The 17,961-nt window shown below is 59.9% G+C and carries 16 protein-coding genes and 1 pseudogene; 9 read left to right on the top strand and 8 right to left on the bottom strand.

All coding sequences use genetic code 11. The features are described from left to right. On the top strand, positions 1 to 1,449 hold a 1,449-nt coding region (locus IIC71_03810; protein ID MCH7668317.1), incomplete at its 5' end, for a gamma-glutamyltransferase. A gap of 17 nt (positions 1,450 to 1,466) precedes the next feature. Here IIC71_03810 and IIC71_03805 read toward each other — a convergent pair. Next, positions 1,467 to 2,393: a hypothetical protein gene (locus tag IIC71_03805; protein MCH7668316.1), complete on the bottom strand. Its 927-nt coding sequence runs from the start codon at positions 2,391 to 2,393 to the stop codon at positions 1,467 to 1,469. Between the two features lie 150 nt (positions 2,394 to 2,543). On the opposite strand from IIC71_03805, the gene IIC71_03800 reads away from it, so the two are divergent. The 7 genes from IIC71_03800 to IIC71_03770 all read left to right on the top strand — a co-directional run bounded on the left by IIC71_03800 (position 2,544) and on the right by IIC71_03770 (position 9,398). Then, complete coding sequence (locus tag IIC71_03800) at positions 2,544 to 3,392, top strand: transglycosylase SLT domain-containing protein (GenBank protein MCH7668315.1); 849 nt, start codon at positions 2,544 to 2,546, stop codon at positions 3,390 to 3,392. A 166-nt stretch (positions 3,393 to 3,558) separates the two neighbouring features. Further along, positions 3,559 to 3,939 (top strand): helix-hairpin-helix domain-containing protein, encoded by a 381-nt coding sequence (locus IIC71_03795; GenBank protein ID MCH7668314.1) that lies wholly within the window; start codon positions 3,559 to 3,561, stop codon positions 3,937 to 3,939. A 6-nt stretch (positions 3,940 to 3,945) separates the two neighbouring features. Then, a complete protein-coding gene (gene rlmN / locus IIC71_03790) occupies positions 3,946 to 5,010 on the top strand; it encodes a 23S rRNA (adenine(2503)-C(2))-methyltransferase RlmN (GenBank protein ID MCH7668313.1) in 1,065 nt (354 codons plus the stop codon). Between the two features lie 53 nt (positions 5,011 to 5,063). Next, on the top strand, positions 5,064 to 5,528 hold the full coding sequence (locus IIC71_03785) for a peroxiredoxin (GenBank protein MCH7668312.1): 465 nt from the start codon (positions 5,064 to 5,066) through the stop codon (positions 5,526 to 5,528). A gap of 147 nt (positions 5,529 to 5,675) precedes the next feature. Beyond that, complete coding sequence (galU, locus tag IIC71_03780; GenBank protein ID MCH7668311.1) at positions 5,676 to 6,551, top strand: UTP--glucose-1-phosphate uridylyltransferase GalU; 876 nt, start codon at positions 5,676 to 5,678, stop codon at positions 6,549 to 6,551. 154 nt (positions 6,552 to 6,705) lie between these two features. Beyond that, complete coding sequence (tal, locus tag IIC71_03775) at positions 6,706 to 7,800, top strand: transaldolase (GenBank protein ID MCH7668310.1); 1,095 nt, start codon at positions 6,706 to 6,708, stop codon at positions 7,798 to 7,800. Further along, positions 7,797 to 9,398 (top strand): hypothetical protein, encoded by a 1,602-nt coding sequence (locus tag IIC71_03770; GenBank protein MCH7668309.1) that lies wholly within the window; start codon positions 7,797 to 7,799, stop codon positions 9,396 to 9,398. Before tal ends, IIC71_03770 begins: the two co-directional genes overlap by 4 nt. A gap of 196 nt (positions 9,399 to 9,594) precedes the next feature. On the opposite strand, the gene IIC71_03765 is transcribed toward IIC71_03770, so the two are convergent. Next, complete coding sequence (locus IIC71_03765; protein MCH7668308.1) at positions 9,595 to 10,389, bottom strand: PAS domain-containing protein; 795 nt, start codon at positions 10,387 to 10,389, stop codon at positions 9,595 to 9,597. Positions 10,390 to 10,477: 88 nt separating this feature from the next. Beyond that, positions 10,478 to 10,984 carry a PAS domain-containing protein gene (locus tag IIC71_03760; GenBank protein MCH7668307.1) on the bottom strand — a complete coding sequence of 169 codons (507 nt, stop codon included), beginning with the start codon at positions 10,982 to 10,984 and terminating at the stop codon, positions 10,478 to 10,480. A gap of 235 nt (positions 10,985 to 11,219) precedes the next feature. Here IIC71_03760 and IIC71_03755 point away from each other — a divergent pair. Then, a pseudogene (locus IIC71_03755) lies at positions 11,220 to 12,592 on the top strand (methylmalonyl-CoA carboxyltransferase). Between the two features lie 9 nt (positions 12,593 to 12,601). On the opposite strand, the gene IIC71_03750 reads toward IIC71_03755, so the two are convergent. The 5 genes from IIC71_03750 to IIC71_03730 all read right to left on the bottom strand — a co-directional run bounded on the left by IIC71_03750 (position 12,602) and on the right by IIC71_03730 (position 17,961). Beyond that, a complete protein-coding gene (locus IIC71_03750; protein ID MCH7668306.1) occupies positions 12,602 to 13,573 on the bottom strand; it encodes a pirin family protein in 972 nt (323 codons plus the stop codon). A gap of 100 nt (positions 13,574 to 13,673) precedes the next feature. Next, positions 13,674 to 14,363, bottom strand: a complete 690-nt coding sequence (locus IIC71_03745; GenBank protein ID MCH7668305.1) for an aspartate/glutamate racemase family protein — start codon at positions 14,361 to 14,363, stop codon at positions 13,674 to 13,676. A 63-nt stretch (positions 14,364 to 14,426) separates the two neighbouring features. Beyond that, positions 14,427 to 15,011: a class I SAM-dependent methyltransferase gene (locus IIC71_03740; GenBank protein ID MCH7668304.1), complete on the bottom strand. Its 585-nt coding sequence runs from the start codon at positions 15,009 to 15,011 to the stop codon at positions 14,427 to 14,429. A gap of 71 nt (positions 15,012 to 15,082) precedes the next feature. After that, positions 15,083 to 16,318 (bottom strand): FAD-binding oxidoreductase, encoded by a 1,236-nt coding sequence (locus tag IIC71_03735; protein MCH7668303.1) that lies wholly within the window; start codon positions 16,316 to 16,318, stop codon positions 15,083 to 15,085. Positions 16,319 to 16,407: 89 nt separating this feature from the next. Then, positions 16,408 to 17,961: an AMP-binding protein gene (locus IIC71_03730; protein ID MCH7668302.1), complete on the bottom strand. Its 1,554-nt coding sequence runs from the start codon at positions 17,959 to 17,961 to the stop codon at positions 16,408 to 16,410.

Below are 17,961 nucleotides of genomic sequence, written 5' to 3'. Positions count from 1 at the left end.
TCCGCCAACGCCGTACTAGGGGTTGTTCTTCCGACGACCTGCGGACTAGGTGGTGACCTGTTCGCCCTAGTAAACGGACCCGGATTTGGGGTCCCGATGTGTATGAATGCGTCGGGCCGAGCTGGACAGAATTCGACCGCCGAAGGTCTGCGCAAGATGGGACACACCGCAGTTCCGTTGCAGGGTCCCGACAGCATCACTGTCCCAGGAGCGGTAGACGGGTGGCTTGCACTGCACAAACGGTTTGGCGAGCTACCGCTCGCGACGGTGCTTGGTCCCGCCATCGACCTGGCCGAGAATGGGTTTCCGGTCAGCTTCGAGCTCAGCCGCTCCCTCGTTCGGTTACACCCGCTGATCAAAAGGCAGGGCTCCGCGGCTCCACTGTACCCATCGGGACCGCCCCGCCAGGACAGCAGCCTCCGGAGACCTCGATACGGCGCGGTGCTCAGAGCGATTGGTGAGGAAGGCCGATCGGCGCTGTACAACGGCGAGGTCGGCGAGGCGATCGTGGAGGCCACAGATAACCGGATAACGCTCAACGATCTTGCGACCGACCAAGCCGAGTGGGTCAAAGCAGCGGGGATCGACGTGTTCGGCATCACCGCATGGACGGTGCCGCCCAACTCACAGGGTTGCCTGACACTTGCGACACTCAAGATTTTCGAAGACCTTGATGTCACCCGTGACCCCGAGGACCCCGCGTTTCACCACGCGCTAATTGAGGCCTACCGATCGGTTGCCTGGGAGCGAGACAAATACATCTCTGATCCCGAGACGGCCCAGGACGTTAGCTTCCTCCTCGACGCCCGTCGTCTGGGCGAACGCGCCGCCAAGATATCTATGGACCGCATCGTGCATTGGTCGAGTCCAGCCGACGCACCGGGTGGGACCGCATTCCTCGCCACGAGCGATTCGTCGGGTCTTAGCGTCTCACTTATCCAGTCCAACTTTTGGGGTATCGGTTCGGGGATCTCCGCGGGCGACACGGGAGTGTTTCTCCACAACCGGGGCGCCGGTTTTAACCTGATCCCAGGTCACCGCAACGAACTACGCCCAGGCAAACGTCCGCTCCACACGTTGTCCCCGACGCTGTGGACCGACAACGGGGCAACGGCCCTCGTCCTTGGCACACGGGGCGGACACTTCCAACCGCAGATTCTCGCTCAGGTGGCGGTGTACCTCCTGCACGCTGGACTCCCGCCGGACGAGGCGCAATGCGCGCCACGATGGCAAATCGATCAGCTAGACACCGCCGACACCCCGGTCTTGACACTCGAAGCCCCACTCCACTCCGCTCACGGAAACGCGTTGGAACGTTATGGCCACTTGACAGAGTGTGCTGACACATCGACCGAAGGTTGGGGGCCGGTCGCCCTCATCGACATGCGGTCCGGGGTCGTCGCAGCGGCAGATCCCAGGGTTTCGACGGCCACCGCGCTCGTCGGATGACACCAAGTCGGACAAGATCACAAACTCTCAAAGAACCCAGGGTCAGAGGGCCGCTTGAGACGACGGCGGCGTCGGGCCTTCCAACGCGGATACCATCCGCTAAAAAATGCGACGATTGCTATAACTATCGTCCCGCCGACCACGGCCACCCCGCCGAGCCAATCACGCGACCGCAGACGTGATCCAGTGGCAGCTAGCCGGGCCTGCGCGAGGAACTCCTCCACACGAGCGTCCCAAACGTCCGGGTCGCGTTCGTCGATAGCCGCCGGCCCGTATTCGGCTACAGCCCAATCGATGAATCCACCCCCGAAATGGCTGATCCCACCAGGTAACCACTCGATCGCCACGGCTTGGTCGACATCAACCCACCCTATCGCCGGCCGACCGAGCAGCACCGAGTTGTCGACGTTGCGCGCGGCAGCCATTGTCTGTGTTACTTGTGCGACATATCTCGCAGCGACAAACGAAGCAAGCGGCTCAGGAGACCCGAGTTCGCCGAGAGCGACAGACCGCCGCCACAAGGCGATGCGGCTCAGGCCGTACGCCGCGCCATCATCGAAGTCCTTGAGGAACGCGACATTGAAAACGACAACTCCTTCGGGAAGAAATGCCGCCGCCCTGGTCGCATAGTTCTCGCCGATCGAACCACGGGATTCGAGCGTGAACTCGGACGAGAAGACACATACGCCGACACCCTGCAAGGAAGCGATATCCCCGTCGATTTCGGCTGCAGACCGGGCGACGTCTTCGACAAGACGCCGCCCGAGATCGGCGTCGATCCCGACTGTTTCGACAGAGACTCCCGACACAACATCAACTTGCTGCCAGGGTTGCTCCGGGAATAACTCCGCACACGACCCCGTGTCCGGTGCGCCAGGTTGGGCTGCCACGGCGGACGCAGACAATCCGGCGAGTAGTAGCACCGAGCTCATAAGTAGTCGCATAACACAACACTACCGGGCAGGTCGTGGATACTCGTAGCGATGGCGCACCCGAAAATCCGGTTTGTGGTCGACGCCACACCTTTCCTACCCTTATCTCCACACTTCGACCACGAGGCCCGCGCTGGACCGATCTGTGAGATTCGTAACACCATGAAACGACCCCCCCGCCATCCGGCAGCTCGACGACGCTCTGTGTCCTCGGCGACGACGATTGTCGTCGTCGCGGCCACCGCGATTATCGGACTTGCCGCGTTCGTCGCGCCGTCAGGAAGCGGACCCGTTGGCGAGCCGGTGACGCTGACCTTCCGCCCCAACGCGCGAGTTGTGGCTTCGATGTTCGCCGGGACGGCGGGCCACTCCGCACCGTTGCGAACCAATCCTTCTGAGACGTCGGCGATCACGCAACCGGTCGTGACAACTTCGACGAGGGTCCCAGAAGAGGAGACTGAACTCACGCCGCAACCGGTCGGTGATTCGCCTCCGGCGACGGTCACAACAACGTCGATCGCACACGTCGAACACACGTCGACTACCACGAAACCACCGGTCACGACCACCCGAGCGCCGTCACCAACGACGACGCACCCTCCAAGTACGACAACAACGACCCAGCCTCCGACCACGACCTCAGCACCAACCACAACGTCCGCACCGCCCACGACAACGGCACCCATATCAACAACGCTGCCGCCGGGTGGAAAGATCGAACGCTGGCGGCCTCTTGTAGAGCAATACTTTTCTGCCGACCGCGTTGACGAGGCACTTGCGGTCATCAAATGCGAATCGCGTGGCGACTCAAACGCTGAAAACTCGGCGAACGGCGCAGCCGGACTCTTCCAGTTCATCCCAAGCACATGGGCTTGGGCATCGCCGGCCGCAGGATGGCCAGGCGCGTCGCCTTTCGACGCCGAAGCGAATGTCGCATCGGCTGGATGGCTTGTCCAGTCGAGCCTGAATGCAGGCCAACCTGCATGGAAGCATTGGTCTTGCAAGCCGTAGTCACTGAGCGGGCCACGGCGGCGGTCGCCCGGAAGGTCGCCATCGGGTCCGGCGCCTGCTGCCGTCCGGCGCACGGCGGACCTTTGGACATGTCCAAAACGGCGTCGATATTTCGTGACTGCAAGGAACAGCCGAATCGGTTGCAGACATCGGTAGACTCATGGTTATGAAGAAGCTCTTCACGTTCGCTCTGTTCGTCGCTGCGGCGTTCGGTGTCTCGTGGTGGATGCGCGAATATCTCGCTCCCCAACCCGAATCGCCGACCGCCACTCCACCGCCGTTCAGGCCCGCGCCAGAACCAAAATCTGTCCTGAAGTCGAAACCCGACGGGACCGAAACGAAAACGTCGGATGGACCCACAGCCGAAGCGGACGACCTCACCCGTGTCACCGGTGTTGGACCGACGTTTGCCAAAAGACTTGTCGCCGCCGGTATCAACTCTTTCTCCGACCTTGCAAACGCCGATTCCGCGGAACTTGCCAAAACGACCGGAATCGCACATTCGCGTGTCTCAGACTGGGTAACCCGAGCCGCCGAACTGGCGTAAGGTCCGGTGGCCTACATCACACGCCCCGAAGACCTCGGGTTGCTGCTCGCCGGGCAGCCGTCGTTCCGTACCGACCAGCTGCGCACGTGGCTCTATGAACATCCAGTTCTGGAAACGTCACAAATGACAAATCTTCCGATCGATGTTCGGGAATCCTTAGAAACCTCGTTATGGCCTTTCACCGTTGATGCCGAGCAGACCGGAGACGATGGGCGGACGCGGAAATGGTTGTTCCGAGGTGCTGATGGTGCAACGATCGAGGCTGTGCTCATGGGATACCCAAAACGCGTGACGCTGTGCCTTTCATCTCAGGCCGGCTGCGCAATGGGCTGCACGTTCTGTGCGACTGGCCAATTCGGGTTCGAGCGCCAACTCAGCGCCGGTGAAATCGTCGCACAAGTAGCGTACGCTCGGGCACATCTGCGGTCGCACCCACTTGCTGATTCGCACCACCGGCTGTCAAACATCGTCTTCATGGGTATGGGTGAACCGCTTGCGAACTACTCAAACGTGCGCGAGGCGCTGCGACGAATGATCGATGTGATGGGCATTGGTGCTCGACACATCACGGTGTCCACGGTCGGAATCGTGCCCGGAATCTACAAACTTGCGGACGAGCCTTGGCAGGTGAACCTCGCAGTGTCCCTACACGCTGCCGACGACGAACTGAGAGGGACAATCGTCCCGATCAACCGCCGTTACCCCATTGCAGACCTCATAGACGCCTGCGCGTATTTCTTCGCCAAGACGGGGCGCCGTGTATCGATCGAGTGGACGATGATGGAAGGCACAAACGACACTCCGGACCAGGCCCGCAAGCTCGCTGAAATCGCGCTGCGCTTGCACGCGCACGTCAACATAATCAACCTAAACCCGACGCCGCTCAGCTCCGACCGACCGTCGACCATGCTCACCGTCGACGACTTTCTCGACAGTCTCCGCTCGCGGGGAGTGCAAACCACCTTCCGAGAGACTCGCGGTCAGGACATCGACGCCGCCTGCGGGCAGCTACGTGCACGGGTCACGACCGAAGAGACTCCCGTAATGATCACACGTCCGCCTGTAGGCTGATCGGTACACGCCGGATCGAAGTAAGCTTGCGGACGAACGGGCGAGGAGGATTCATGAGGCTCGATGTCGGGGACCAGGCCCCGTTTTTTTCGCAGACTGACGACGCTCAAAACACCGTCACGTTGGAAGACTACGCAGGTCGTCGACTGCTCATCTACTTCTATCCGAAGGCATTTACGTCCGGGTGCACTGGGGAGTCGTGCGACTTCCGTGATCGCTACGAACTATTCCTCGCAGGCGGATACGAGATCTTGGGAGTCTCTCCCGATACCCCCGAAAAACTGGCCGACTTCCGCACTGAGTACACGTTGCCATTTTCGCTACTTTCAGATCCCGAGCACACCATGGCGAGCGCGTACGGTGCATGGGGGATCAAGGTAAACTACGGCCGTGAGTATGAGGGGCTGATCCGATCGACGTTCGAGATCGCTGCGGACGGCACAATCTCCGCGGCTTGGTACAACGTACGTGCAAAAGGCCACGCCGCTCGCATTCAACGAGAAGTGCTCGATGGTTAGCGCGCTCAACCCGCAGTTCGGTTGTGCCGAAGACCCAACTACGGAAACGTCGGAAAATGCGACGGGCCGCACACAAAGAGACCTCGGTTTGGACGCCGCACACGAGACGATCCACGTCCGCACTACGAAATTGACCAAGGACGCATCATGAAGCCAATCAAGAAAGCGGTTTTCCCAGCAGGTGGTTTAGGCACCCGATTCCTGCCGGCGACCAAGGCGATGCCGAAAGAAATGTTGCCGGTCGTAGACAAACCATTGATTGAATACGCCATGGACGAAGCACGGCTGGCTGGAATCGAGGAATTCGTATTTGTCACGAGTCGTGGAAAGACCGCCATCCAGAACCACTTCGACGCCCACATCGAGCTTGAGACAACCCTTGCAGCTCGCGGCAAGAACGACGTGCTTGCTGCGATCAACTCCTCAAAACCAGCGCCCGGCCAGATCGCCTACGTTCGGCAAATGGAAGCGCTCGGCTTAGGCCATGCCGTGTGGTGCGCGAGAAACTTCGTCAAGGATGAGCCGTTCGCCGTCCTGCTCGCCGACGACCTCATCAATGGAGATGTCCCGTGCCTGAAAGAGATGGTCGACGTCTACAACACCTACGGAGGCAACGTCATTGCGCTGATGGAAGTCCCTATTGAGGACACACCAAAGTATGGCATCGTCGACCCGGGAGATGACGATGGACGCCTTGTCGAAATCAAGGGTCTAGTCGAAAAGCCAGAACCGTCGGCGGCGCCATCGAACCTCGCCATCGTGGGGCGTTACATCTTGCAACCCGAGATTATCGATATTCTCGCAGATGCGACACCTGGTGCCGGTGGAGAAATCCAACTCACCGACGCCATGCTAGAAATGGTCGGGAAACAACCGTTTCACGGAATGCGTATCTCTGGGCGACGTTTTGACTGCGGCACAAAACTCGGGTTTCTCGAAGCAAACATTGCATACGCACTACAGCGCGAAGGAGAACTCGGACCGGTGCGTGCCTCCGTCCTCCAGATTCTCGAGGAGTTCTAAGAACCCCAAGCGAGCGATTCTGGAGTCAAACAGAAGCTTCGAACAACCATGTGGGAATTTCGCAACGGGCACATTTGCTACTCTTGGGACCTAGCCAGGCATCCTCACCGACCATCACCCTGTTGGTGACGAGCCTGCTCGAAAGGACATCCCAATGAACAAGCTCCAAGAACTCGACGCAGCCGGGCAGTCGGTGTGGCTCGACTTTATTCGCCGTGACATGCTCAACAATGGTGAGCTTGTCTCCCTCGTCGAAGACGGCGTGCGCGGGTTGACATCGAATCCGTCGATCTTTCAGAGCGCAATTGCGACGTCAGCACAGTACGACCGCCAAATCCACAGAGTCATCAACGCCGGCGGCAGCGCTGAGTCTGCGTTTGAGGAACTAGCCGTCGAAGATATCCAGGGAGCTGCCGACGTCCTCGCCGGGATCTACGACAGCTCGCGCGGTGCAGACGGTTTTGTTAGCCTCGAGGTCTCCCCGACTATCGCAAACGACACGACGGCCACGATCGCGAACGCAAAACGGCTTTGGGGCCGCGTTGACCGTCCGAACCTGATGATCAAAGTCCCAGCGACAGATGCTGGAATACCCGCGATTGAGGACCTCATCGCCGATGGTTTGAACATCAACGTCACTCTCATGTTTTCGATGGACGACTACGAAAATGTCGCCATGGCGTTCATTCGAGGACTCGAACGCAGATCCGATCCGACAGGCGTCGCTTCGGTTGCGTCATTTTTTGTGAGTCGTGTCGACTCAGCAGTCGATTCTGCCCTGGAAGCCGTCGGAACGGACGCTGCCCTAACGTTGCGTGGCAAAATCGCGGTGGCGAACGCCAAACTCGCCTACGCCCGATACCAGGAACTGTTCGAAGGCCCGCGATTCGAAGATCTTGCCGCCGCCGGCGCCCGGGCACAACGGGTGCTGTGGGCGTCTACTTCAACTAAGAACGCCAACTATCCAGACACGCTCTATGTCGACGCGCTCGTCGGCGAGAACACCGTAAACACGATCCCACCGGCCACGCTCGAACTTTTCCGAGATCACGGCGTGATCGACCCCGCAGCCCTCACAACCGACGTTGACGAAGCTCGGTCTCAGATTGCAGAACTCGCAGATGTCGGCATCGACTTTGACACAATCACCGCGGACCTTCAGATTGCTGGTGTACGTTCATTCGCCGATGCCTTCCATTCTCTGTTGAACACGATCCGGGAGAAATTAACACTTCTGGCCGAGGCATGATCACTACGACATTTGCCAATGGCAACATCACCGAGCTGGTCGCAGCCCGTCTTGCTGAGTGGCAATCGTCCAACACGGTGGCTGATGTCGCCAACGGACGCACACAAGTCTGGGGCGAGGCTGACACGCCCGAACTTTCAGACCGCGTCGGCTGGATCACGCTGCCATCGCGTTACGACGAGCTGGAGGCAGACCTTGATTCCGCCCGAAGATGGGCTGACGCGAACTCATTCGAAGAGATAGTCGTGCTGGGGATGGGGGGATCGAGCCTGGCCCCCGAGGTCATGGGAGCTGTTTTAGAGACAACACGAGCGCTTCGTGTCATCGACACAACTCACCCGGCTGCGGTACGCCGTCTGATGCCGAAGAACCTGTCGGCTACCGGGTTCATCGTGTCCTCCAAGTCGGGTGGCACCCTTGAAACGATGTCTCTTTTCGCGCACGCGTGGGACGCTGTTTCGCAAGCTGTGGAATCTCCCGGTGACCACTTCGTAGCAGTGACCGACCCCGGCTCTTCACTGGCGAAACTTGCCGCGGATCGATCGTTTGCCAACGTCTTTCTGGCAGACCCAAATGTCGGCGGCCGGTACAGCGCATTGACCGCATTCGGGTTAGTGCCGGCGGCCGCAGCAGGAATCGACACTGAGACACTTGTCGCCGCGTCCGCGGCTCATGTGCTCGATGAAGCGTCGACACAGGACCACACCGGGGTGCGTCTGGGTGCGCAGTGGGGAGAGTCGGTAGCCGCTGGGCGAGACAAGCTCACCATCGTCACCAACGCTGAACTTGCCGCACTGCCATCTTGGATTGAGCAGTTGGTCGCCGAATCAACGGGGAAAGACGGCACCGGCATCGTGCCGATCCCAACGGCCGCTAGCGAAGACTCCGCGAAATGGGGGACCGACAGAGTGGTGCTGTACATCGACACCGTTGACGATCCGCTGACTACAACCATGTCCGAAGCGCCGTCAGTTCACCTCCGTCTCGACTCGGCAAACGATCTAGGTGCAGCGATGTATCTCCTTGAGGTGGCAACCGCGTTTGCGGGCATCGTGCTCGCAATACACCCGTTCAACCAGCCAGACGTGCAACTCGCCAAGAACCTCGCCAAACAAGCACTCGACGGTACCCTCAAGGTTTCAAGCTCAGAGCAGATCGAAGCCGACGACCCCGAAGTCGGGTCCAGGTTGGTGTCCTTTCTAGCGGATAGACGCGTCACTGACTATGTCGTCGTGCTTGCCTACGTTGATAACGACCTTGCGATGGGTGAAGCGCTCACAGGTCTCGTGGAAAACATTCGCTCCCTAACCGGTCTGCCGACCGTCCTTCAGATCGGGCCCCGCTACCTGCATTCGACCGGCCAACTCCATAAAGGCGGACCCGGCTCGGGGATCTTCGTGGAGATCGTCGGGCACGCTCCGGTCGATCTGCCCATCCCGGGTAGGAGTTTTTCATTCGGCGAACTCATGGCCGCTCAGGCGACCGCAGACTACGCGGCCCTGAGACAGCGCCACCGGCGGGTGGCGAATGTATCACTCGGCGCTGACCATACGATTGCGCTGGAGAACGTTGTTACCAGCTTTGTCGAAGCAATGTAACGCGGCAGCACCCTAAGGTCGGCTCGGCGCGAGCGGCAGCTCACACTCGAACATGCTCGTGCCGTTGTATGTATACACAAGGTCGCCACCCATGAGCCGTGCGAGCGTGCACGACACGGTGAGTCCGAGACCGATCGAGTTCGGCTGGCTCGGCACGTCGTGGGCCCTCCCAGACGGTGTGAAGATATGATCCCGCTCATGCGGGGGAATGCCCGGCCCGTCGTCTGCGACCGCAAGTATGGCGACATCGCCGTCGACGCGAACAGACACTGCGATCTTGTCGCCACCGTACTTGATCGCGTTTGAGATGAGGTTGCGCAAGATCTGGCGCACACGACCCAGACACCATCGGAAGATCGAGAATCACCACCGAGCAGCCATCGAAAAGCTCCGCGAGCATCCTCACTGCTGAGCGGAAGAAATTCTTGGTCTCGGTTTCGCGAAGCGCGAGGCTGCCGAGTTCTGCGACGGCCGCACTGTATCTTGCGCGCAACGAGAGTCCTCTCGCGGCAGCCCGCTGCTCTGAGATGTCTACGATCGCGGCATCGAACACCACCTTATCGCCCTCACGGACCTCCCTCGCGCTCATCCGAACTCGCAGCTTCGTGCCATCCAACCGAACAAGCTCCGTCTCGAAATCTCTGACGACAGCGTCCGCCTCCATAATCTTGAAAAAACGTGTCACTTCCTCCGCGTCTGCATAGAAACTGGCAACCGACCGATCCTGATACTCCCGATGGTGCGAGATCCCCATCACGTTCATGAGTGCATGGTTCATGGAGAGAATCGTGCCGTCAGCGTGTATGCGACACAGGGCCATGGGTAGCCGGTCGAACAGGCTCTTGTAGTGTCGGTCACTCGCTCGACGCGCAGCTTGTGCCGCCCTGAGGTCGGTGATGTCATGGAATTGAGCGATGAAGTACTCAGCGCTGCTATCCACTCCTGGCAGCACCGCCGCATTGAAAAGGGTGAGGACGAGTGCCCCTTTCACCGTGTGTACCTGCAACTCCGACCGAATCTCCGCGGTCGGATCCGAAAGCGCCGCTTTTTCCCACGCGAGGAGTTCGTCTCTCGATTTTTCATCGATACCGCCGTCCCAGCGGGCGTTTCGGATACTCTCCTGCGTCCGAGTCGACCATGTCGATGAACGCCGTGTTTGCCTCAGCAATGCTACCGTCGAGATTGACAAGCACGGCGGCGGTGGCTGACCCCAGAAACGCCATCCTGAATCGATGCTGCGACAGCCGTACGGCCGCTTCTGCGATGTGGCGCATCGTCTGATCGACGATGACTATCTGGACGCCGCGACGGCCTTCGACATTGATCGGCGATAGCGTGAGGTCAACCCATACTTCCTCTCGTTCAGCGGTAGCGAAGCCAACGTCGCGAATCGTGCGCGACGCATCACCAGACACGACCCGGGCGAGCGACTGGCGTGCACGTTCAGGATCAAACAATGAAAGTAGATCAACGACCGACACTCCAACAAGCTCGCCCGCTGCGAAACCCAACACGCTGTATGCCGCGGGGTTGGCGATCTGGATTTCTTGGTGTTTTGTCGGCCAAAGCCGGCGCTCAAGCCGCACATTGCCTCTGGCTTCGTCCGACAACCGCCACGAGCGCGGTTCCGCGCCTGCCGATTCCCGTCGGCAGAGGTTGCGCCGGTATCAGGAGCGGCCGTCGGTGCGGCACCGCCTGTCCGGGTACCATCCGGATCGCTTTGCACGGGGCTCTTCCGGACGCGCCTACACGTCTAACACTGTCATGCAGGCCGACCACTCCCCAGTGTCACGCTGCGGCCAGACGCGGTAGCGTACGTCCATGCCATGGTCCGAAGAACTTGAAGAACTCGCCGAACGTCGACGTCTCGCCGCGCTCCTCGGAGGAGAGGACCGAGTCAAGCGACATCGTGCTCGCGGCAAACTCACCGTCCGCGAACGCATCGACGGTCGCAATGTCGTCGTCGCCGGTAACGACTTCACAATTCGAGGTGGATCAGCCGAAGCGTCCATCTGGGAAAAGGTCATCCATGCCGAGCAACGTGCCCGTAGCCATCGGGTGCCAATTGTGAGACTTGTTGACGGAAGCGGAGGTGGTGGCTCCGTAGCCTCATACCTCGACCTCGGCCGCACGTACGTACCACCGCTCTCGGATCGGTTGCAGGGATTGCGGCAGCACGGGTTGCCCTGTCACACTTTTCGGTAATGGTCGAGGGCTTATCGCAGATCTTCATCGCAGGCCCACCAATTGTGCGATATGCGACCCACGAGGATCTCGACAAGGAAGCACTCGGAGGATCCGCTGTCCACGGAGCAAACGGCCTGATCGACAACGTGGTGACAGATGAAGAAGCGGCGTTCCAAGCCATTTCCCGGTTCCTATCGTATTTGCCGCCGAACGTGTGGACAACACCTCCACGCACAGCCACAGCGGATGACCCTGCGCGACGTGACAGGCGTCTTGGGGATGTTATTCCACGAAACACAAGACACCCATACGACGGTCGAGACATCATCGTTTCTGTGACGGACGAAGATTCGTTCTTCGAGATCGGTAGCCAATGGGGCCGGGAGGTAGTCGGAGGTCTTGCCAGAATCGATGGGGTACCCGTTGGGGTTCTCGCAGCCGACCCCCGGGTGTTTGGAGGCACCCTCACAGCTCTCGGATCTCAGAAACTTCGGCGACTGGTCGATGTGTGCGACACCTTTCGACTGCCCATCGTCAACTTCGTCGATCAACCCGGATTCGCAATCGGCTCAGCCGCCGAGTCTGCCGCGACGTTACGCCACGGAGTCAGCACGATGACAGCGCTCTACCAGATGACAGTGCCATATTTTGTGGTGATAGTGCGAAAAGCATTTGGCGTCGCAGGCGCCGCGATGGTTGACGCAACTACACCCCACGACCGTGTGGCGTGGCCCAGCGGAGACTGGGGGTCGCTACCGCTTGAAGGAGGTATTGAGGCGGCGTACCGCCGCGATCTTGAAGCGGCTGACGACCCCGCCGCGCTGCGGGCTGAACTTGTCGCAAGGTTCGACGCAGTCCGTAGCCCGATCCGAACGGCCGATGCGTTCGACATCGAAGAAATCATCGATCCAATGGATACCCGTCCGGTGCTGTGCCGTTGGGTAAACCGCGTGTACCCAACCCTCTCACATGACCTTCGACCAAAAGGCCGAACCTACCGCCCATGACGATCCGCCCTAGGTAGACCGCGAATGGCTAACTGCGGGCACCGTTCCGAGCTTGCCACTCTGGTAGTCGTCGTAGGCCTGAGCGAGTTCGGCGTGAGTGTTCATCACGAAGGGACCGCTCCAGGCAACCGGTTCACCGATCGGTCGCCCGCCCAAGATCAGAACATCGAGTTCGGGACTGCGTCCCTCCTGCACCCGGTCGGCGGTAACGGTGAGATAGTCGCCATCGACGAGGACAGCAAGCTGGCCAGAGTGGATGGGTCGCCGCTCTTGCCCCACCGTACCACGGCCGTTGAGAACGTAGACCAATGCGTTGAAGTCGACCCGCCACGGCAGCTCAAGACGGGCGTCTGGCTGCACCGTGGCGTGGATCATCGTGATCGGGGTGTGAGTGCTGCCAGGTCCCTGCAGTTCGCCGAGATCTCCAGCAATGAGACGCACCAGGGCTCCACCATCGCCAGACGAAAGTAGCACGACGTCGTCGCGACCCAGGGCCTGATACTGCGGTTCGAGGAACTTCTGTCTGCTCGGGAGATTGACCCACAATTGGGTCCCATGGAACAATCCACCCGACGCCACAAGCGCCTCCGGCGGAGCCTCGATATGGAGAATCCCCGAACCCGCGGTCATCCATTGGGTGTCTCCGTTGGTGATTGACCCGCCGCCCCCGTTCGAGTCCTGGTGATCCATTTGACCGTCGATCATGTAGGTCACGGTCTCGAAACCGCGGTGTGGGTGCCATGGCGTGCCCTTGGCCTCACCGGCAGCGTATTCGACCTCCCCCATCTGATCGAGGTGGATAAATGGATCAAGGTCCTCCATCGAAACGCCCGCAAAGGCCCGACGGACCGGGAAGCCCTCGCCCTCGAAACCGTGCGGAGCAGTGGTCAACGACTTCACCCTCCGCGCACGGTGGCCTGCTGATGCCGGAGTCGGCACCTTGGGCAGTAGCAAGGGATTGTCAACGGTGACGGCAGGCATCTTGAGTCTCCTTCATCACGAGGTTTCGGTGTGCCTCCACACTACGCTATAGAACGTCTTTGTATTCCCACACCAGACAGATCGAGCAGTTATCTGAGTCCTAGGTGAAGGCTTTTTCCACCGCGGCGAGCGCATGGATACGGGTAGTTGGGAAGTAGATAACCTTGACATCGTCGTCCCTGATTAGCGACTCAATCTCGGTGCAACCGGCAATTACACCTCCTGCACCGCCGGCGACGAGCGAGTCGACTATTCGGATGAAACCGGCCTTGGAAGCCGGGTTCACAACGCCGCGGACCAGCTCGTTGAAGATTACGTCGTGAATGTATCGTCGGTCGTGGGCATCGGGTACCAACACCTCGAGACCGTGCTCCTCGAGACGCCCACGGTAGAACTCTTGTTCCATGGTGTACTCGGTACCGAGCAACGCAACCCTGCGAACACCGGCGACGCGCACCGCTGCGGCGGTGGCATCAGCTATGTGCACGAACGCCACCGAGATGGATGACACTATCTGTTGCGCAACACGATGCATGGTGTTGGTACACAACACTATGACCTCGGCGCCGGCCCGTTCGAGAACCAACGCGTCAGCGGCCAACAGATCGCCTGCCTCGTCCCAGCGACCCGCCTGCTGGAGAGCTTCAATCTCATGGAAGTCGTATGAACGAATCAGCAGGCTCGCCGAGTGGGTACCGCCCAGGCGGCGACGTACTTCCTGATTGATGATTCGTTCGTACTCGACGGAGGACTCCCAGCTCATTCCACCGAGGAGGCCGATTGTCTTCATCTCTCCTCCTCGCATGACTGGCTGAACATCTTCATGGCTTTGTGAGCACCACTCGGCGGACGGTCACCTCACCGATGACCACATCTTCGATCGACGAGCTTGAGAACCCGGCATCTGATGCGCGGGACACGAACCGTTCGAGATCAAAGTCGCAGTGAAAACCGTGAGAATGGCCACCATCCCACGATTTCGTCGCTTTGAAAACCAATGCAACGGATGTCGGTCGTGGGCGAAATTGCCTTCGATGACCACCAATCTCGCCTTCGGACCCATGACCCGCAGCAATTCCAAGATCGCTGCAACCTCGTCGTCGAGATGATGAGCAACATTCACCATCGTGGCGGCGTCGACAGAGTCGTCGCCCAGAGGTATCGACTCCGCACCGAACGCATGCACAGCGATCGATCGACGCCTCGGGTGGACCAATCGACGCACCTTGAAAATCGTTCGCATGACTACCGACGGCTCCAGGCATTCGACCCGAACGCCGGGATTGCGTGCGGCGACCAAAGCCCCGGCACCCATACCGGCGCCGACATCGAGCATCGTCTCGCCGTCGGTCGGGGCGGCCAACGCAACAGCGTGGGTGGTGATCCCGGATCGCCAGCAGCGGATCAAATGCATGAAATTCTTCGGAGCGCCGAGCATATGGCCACCTTGGTGACCGGAATGGCCGTCGCCTTGGTCGCGTGGATGACGCATGACGCTGTCTCGACTACCTAGGCCAAGACGTTCATCGTCGCGACCGCGATCGGGTCGCGATCAGCAGACAGAAACGTGATTTCAACATCGGTATCAAAGCTAGCTCGTTTGCCGGTTATGAGCTGCGCCATCATGGACCCAATCATCGGTGACTCCTTGAGACCGTGCCCGGTGAACCCGTTTGCTATCAGGTACCCGTCAATCGGCGTCTCTCCAATGATGGCATGAACATCGACACGGTTGCAGGTGTACAGACCCGCAATTCCACCAAGAGTTCCCCGCGACTCAAGCTCGGGGATTCGGTGATGTAACCCGATGACCTTCTCCTCAATGAAGCTGCGATCAGCGTTGTTCGAGTAATGGTCCGGGTCGACAGCCTCCTCTTCGTCGCGTTCGAGAAACGAGCCGACAATGATCGACTGACCGTTCGATTCCGGTCGGAAGTAGATGCCACTGGATCCGTCGCCGACAACCGGCAGCGGCCCCAACGACGGAGGGATGCTGCGGTGGAGGACCTGCACTCTGGTGGGTACCAACTCCCATCCGGGGTCATAGTCGAGCATTGCGTTAACCCGCAGACACCACGGACCGGCCGCATTGACCACCATTGGTGTGTCGATGGACGAACCATCTTTGAGGTCGACACCATCGATGCGGCCACCGGTCGTGCGCACATCGACAATTTCGGTCGAGAATCTGATATCGACACCTTCTCGTCGGCTCGCCTCCACCAGGTCGCGAGCGCCGCTCATCGCGTCGAAATACCCTGCATCGCGCTCGAAGAGGAACGCCTCGCCCACCCGACACTCGTGATCGATTTCGCCGGTCAGGTCGAGTGGCTCAAGGCACGGGTCAAGCGACGGAAACAGCTCAGCGAGTTCGTCCGGGCCAATAACCACAGCATCGACGCGCAGAGACCGCATCCGGGCGGCCTCCTCTTCAAGCTGCTTTCGCGGCTCTCCCGTCATCCACACCACGCCAATCTCGTTGAATCGGGCGGCCGGGTTATCAAGACCCGTGTACTCAGCCCAGTTGCGGAACACGTTGTTGCCGTCGCGAGCGATCCGGACCATCGACTCGTGTGTATATCTTTGGCGTGTGATCGCCGAGGAATACCCAGTCGAACCTTCGCCGATACCAGCGCCTTTTTCGCAGACAACGATTCGCAGGTCCGACCGACGAGCGGTTTGATAGGCGATCGAAAGCCCGATGATCCCCCCGCCGATTATGACGATGTCAGCAGTGTCGGCCAAGGCGGCTCCCTCTCAATTCGTTCCGAGCGTACGACCCTACCCTGGCCGGATGGTAGCCCCGCCGCCACTACGCGTTGGGTGCGCCGGCGTTATCTGTTGCGCAGCAGACGTCGGAGGATCTTCCCGGACGCCGACTTGGGGATCTCGTCGATGAACTCAACAAGGCGGATCTGCTTGTAGGTCGCAACCTTATCGGACACGTACACCATGATCGCTTCGCCGCTGATTTCGCTCTCCGGGGCGCGCACGATGAACGCCTTCGGTAGCTCGCCGGCCTCGACATCGGGCACCGGCACGACTGCTGCGTCGGCGACTTCAGGATGCGAAAGCAGCAGTGCCTCAAGCTCCGCCGGGGGCACCTGGAAGCCCTTGTATTTGATGAGTTCCTTCAGCCGGTCGACGATGTAAAAGTGGTCATGCTTGTCGACCCTTGCAATGTCCCCAGTATGGAACCACCCGCCGCCGTCGATACATCCCGCTGTCGCCTCGGGATTGTTGAGATAGCCCTTCATGACCTGTGGGCCCCGCAACCAAAGCTCACCGTCGGTGTCAATGCCGCAGTCCTCACCGGTCTCGGGATCGACGATGCGGGCCTCGGTGTTTGGGATGAGCGTCCCGATCGATCCGGCTCGGTAGTCACCTGGGAATGTGCCATGGCTCACCGGTGACACCTCGGTGAGTCCGTATCCCTGCACCACTTCGGCGTCGATACGACGCGAAGCCTCGTCAGCGAGATCGGCTCCAAGCGGCGCCGCGCCAGAAACGACCCGAACGAGCGCAGAAAGGTCGTAGTCGGAAACGATCGGATGTTTCGCCAGAGCAAGGATGATCGGTGGTACGACATAGGCGTGTGTCACCTTGTAGTTCTGGAGGATCTCGAGAAAATGCACGAGGTCGAAACGAGGCATCGTGACCGCGGTCAAGCCACCGAACGCTATCCCGTTCAACAAGATCTGCATCCCGTAGATGTGGAAGAACGGCAGAACCGCAACCGCTACGGCGTCGTCTGATCCGCCGAGCATCGGGTGAGACTGTGCGAGGTTCGCAACGAGGTTGAAATGTGTGAGCTCGACGCCCTTAGACAGGCCGGTTGTGCCTGAAGAATACGGCACGACCGCAATATCGTTAACCGCATCGATCTCGGCCGGCGCCGCGATCGGATCACTCGCCTTGAGCGAATCGAACGGCGTGAGACCTTCGACAGCGCCGAACGTGTAGATCTTCTCGACATCGCAGTCTGCTGCGGCGGCGACGGCGTTCTCCGCAAACATCGATCCGCAGATGATGACCTTCGCCCCCGAATCGCGGAGTTGATGGACGATCTCGTCGACCGTGTACGTCGGGTTAATCGTGGTCACAATACCGCCGGCAGTCAACGCACCGTGAAACGCGAGGGCGTAGTCAGGAGAGTTGGCGGCCACGATGGCGACCGCGGAACCCTTCGCTAGCCCCGCGTGCACCAAACCTCCCGCAACCCGGTAGATCCCATCGATCGCGTCGGCATAGGTGAGCACTTCACCGCTCGTTCCATCAATCAAAAACGGCTTGTCACCAAGCTCCCTTGCGGTGGCGAATACAGTCGCCGTGACTGACTCAGTGCCGATCTCGACGTCGGGATGCGGACTCTTGAAAACGATCGCCAT

It is taken from the genome of Acidobacteriota bacterium, assembly GCA_022562055.1.
GTDB lineage: Bacteria > Actinomycetota > Acidimicrobiia > Spongiisociales > UBA5794 > BMS3BBIN02.
The sequence above is the reverse complement of the archived record's forward strand: the minus strand, read 5'-3'. Positions and strand labels throughout refer to the sequence as shown.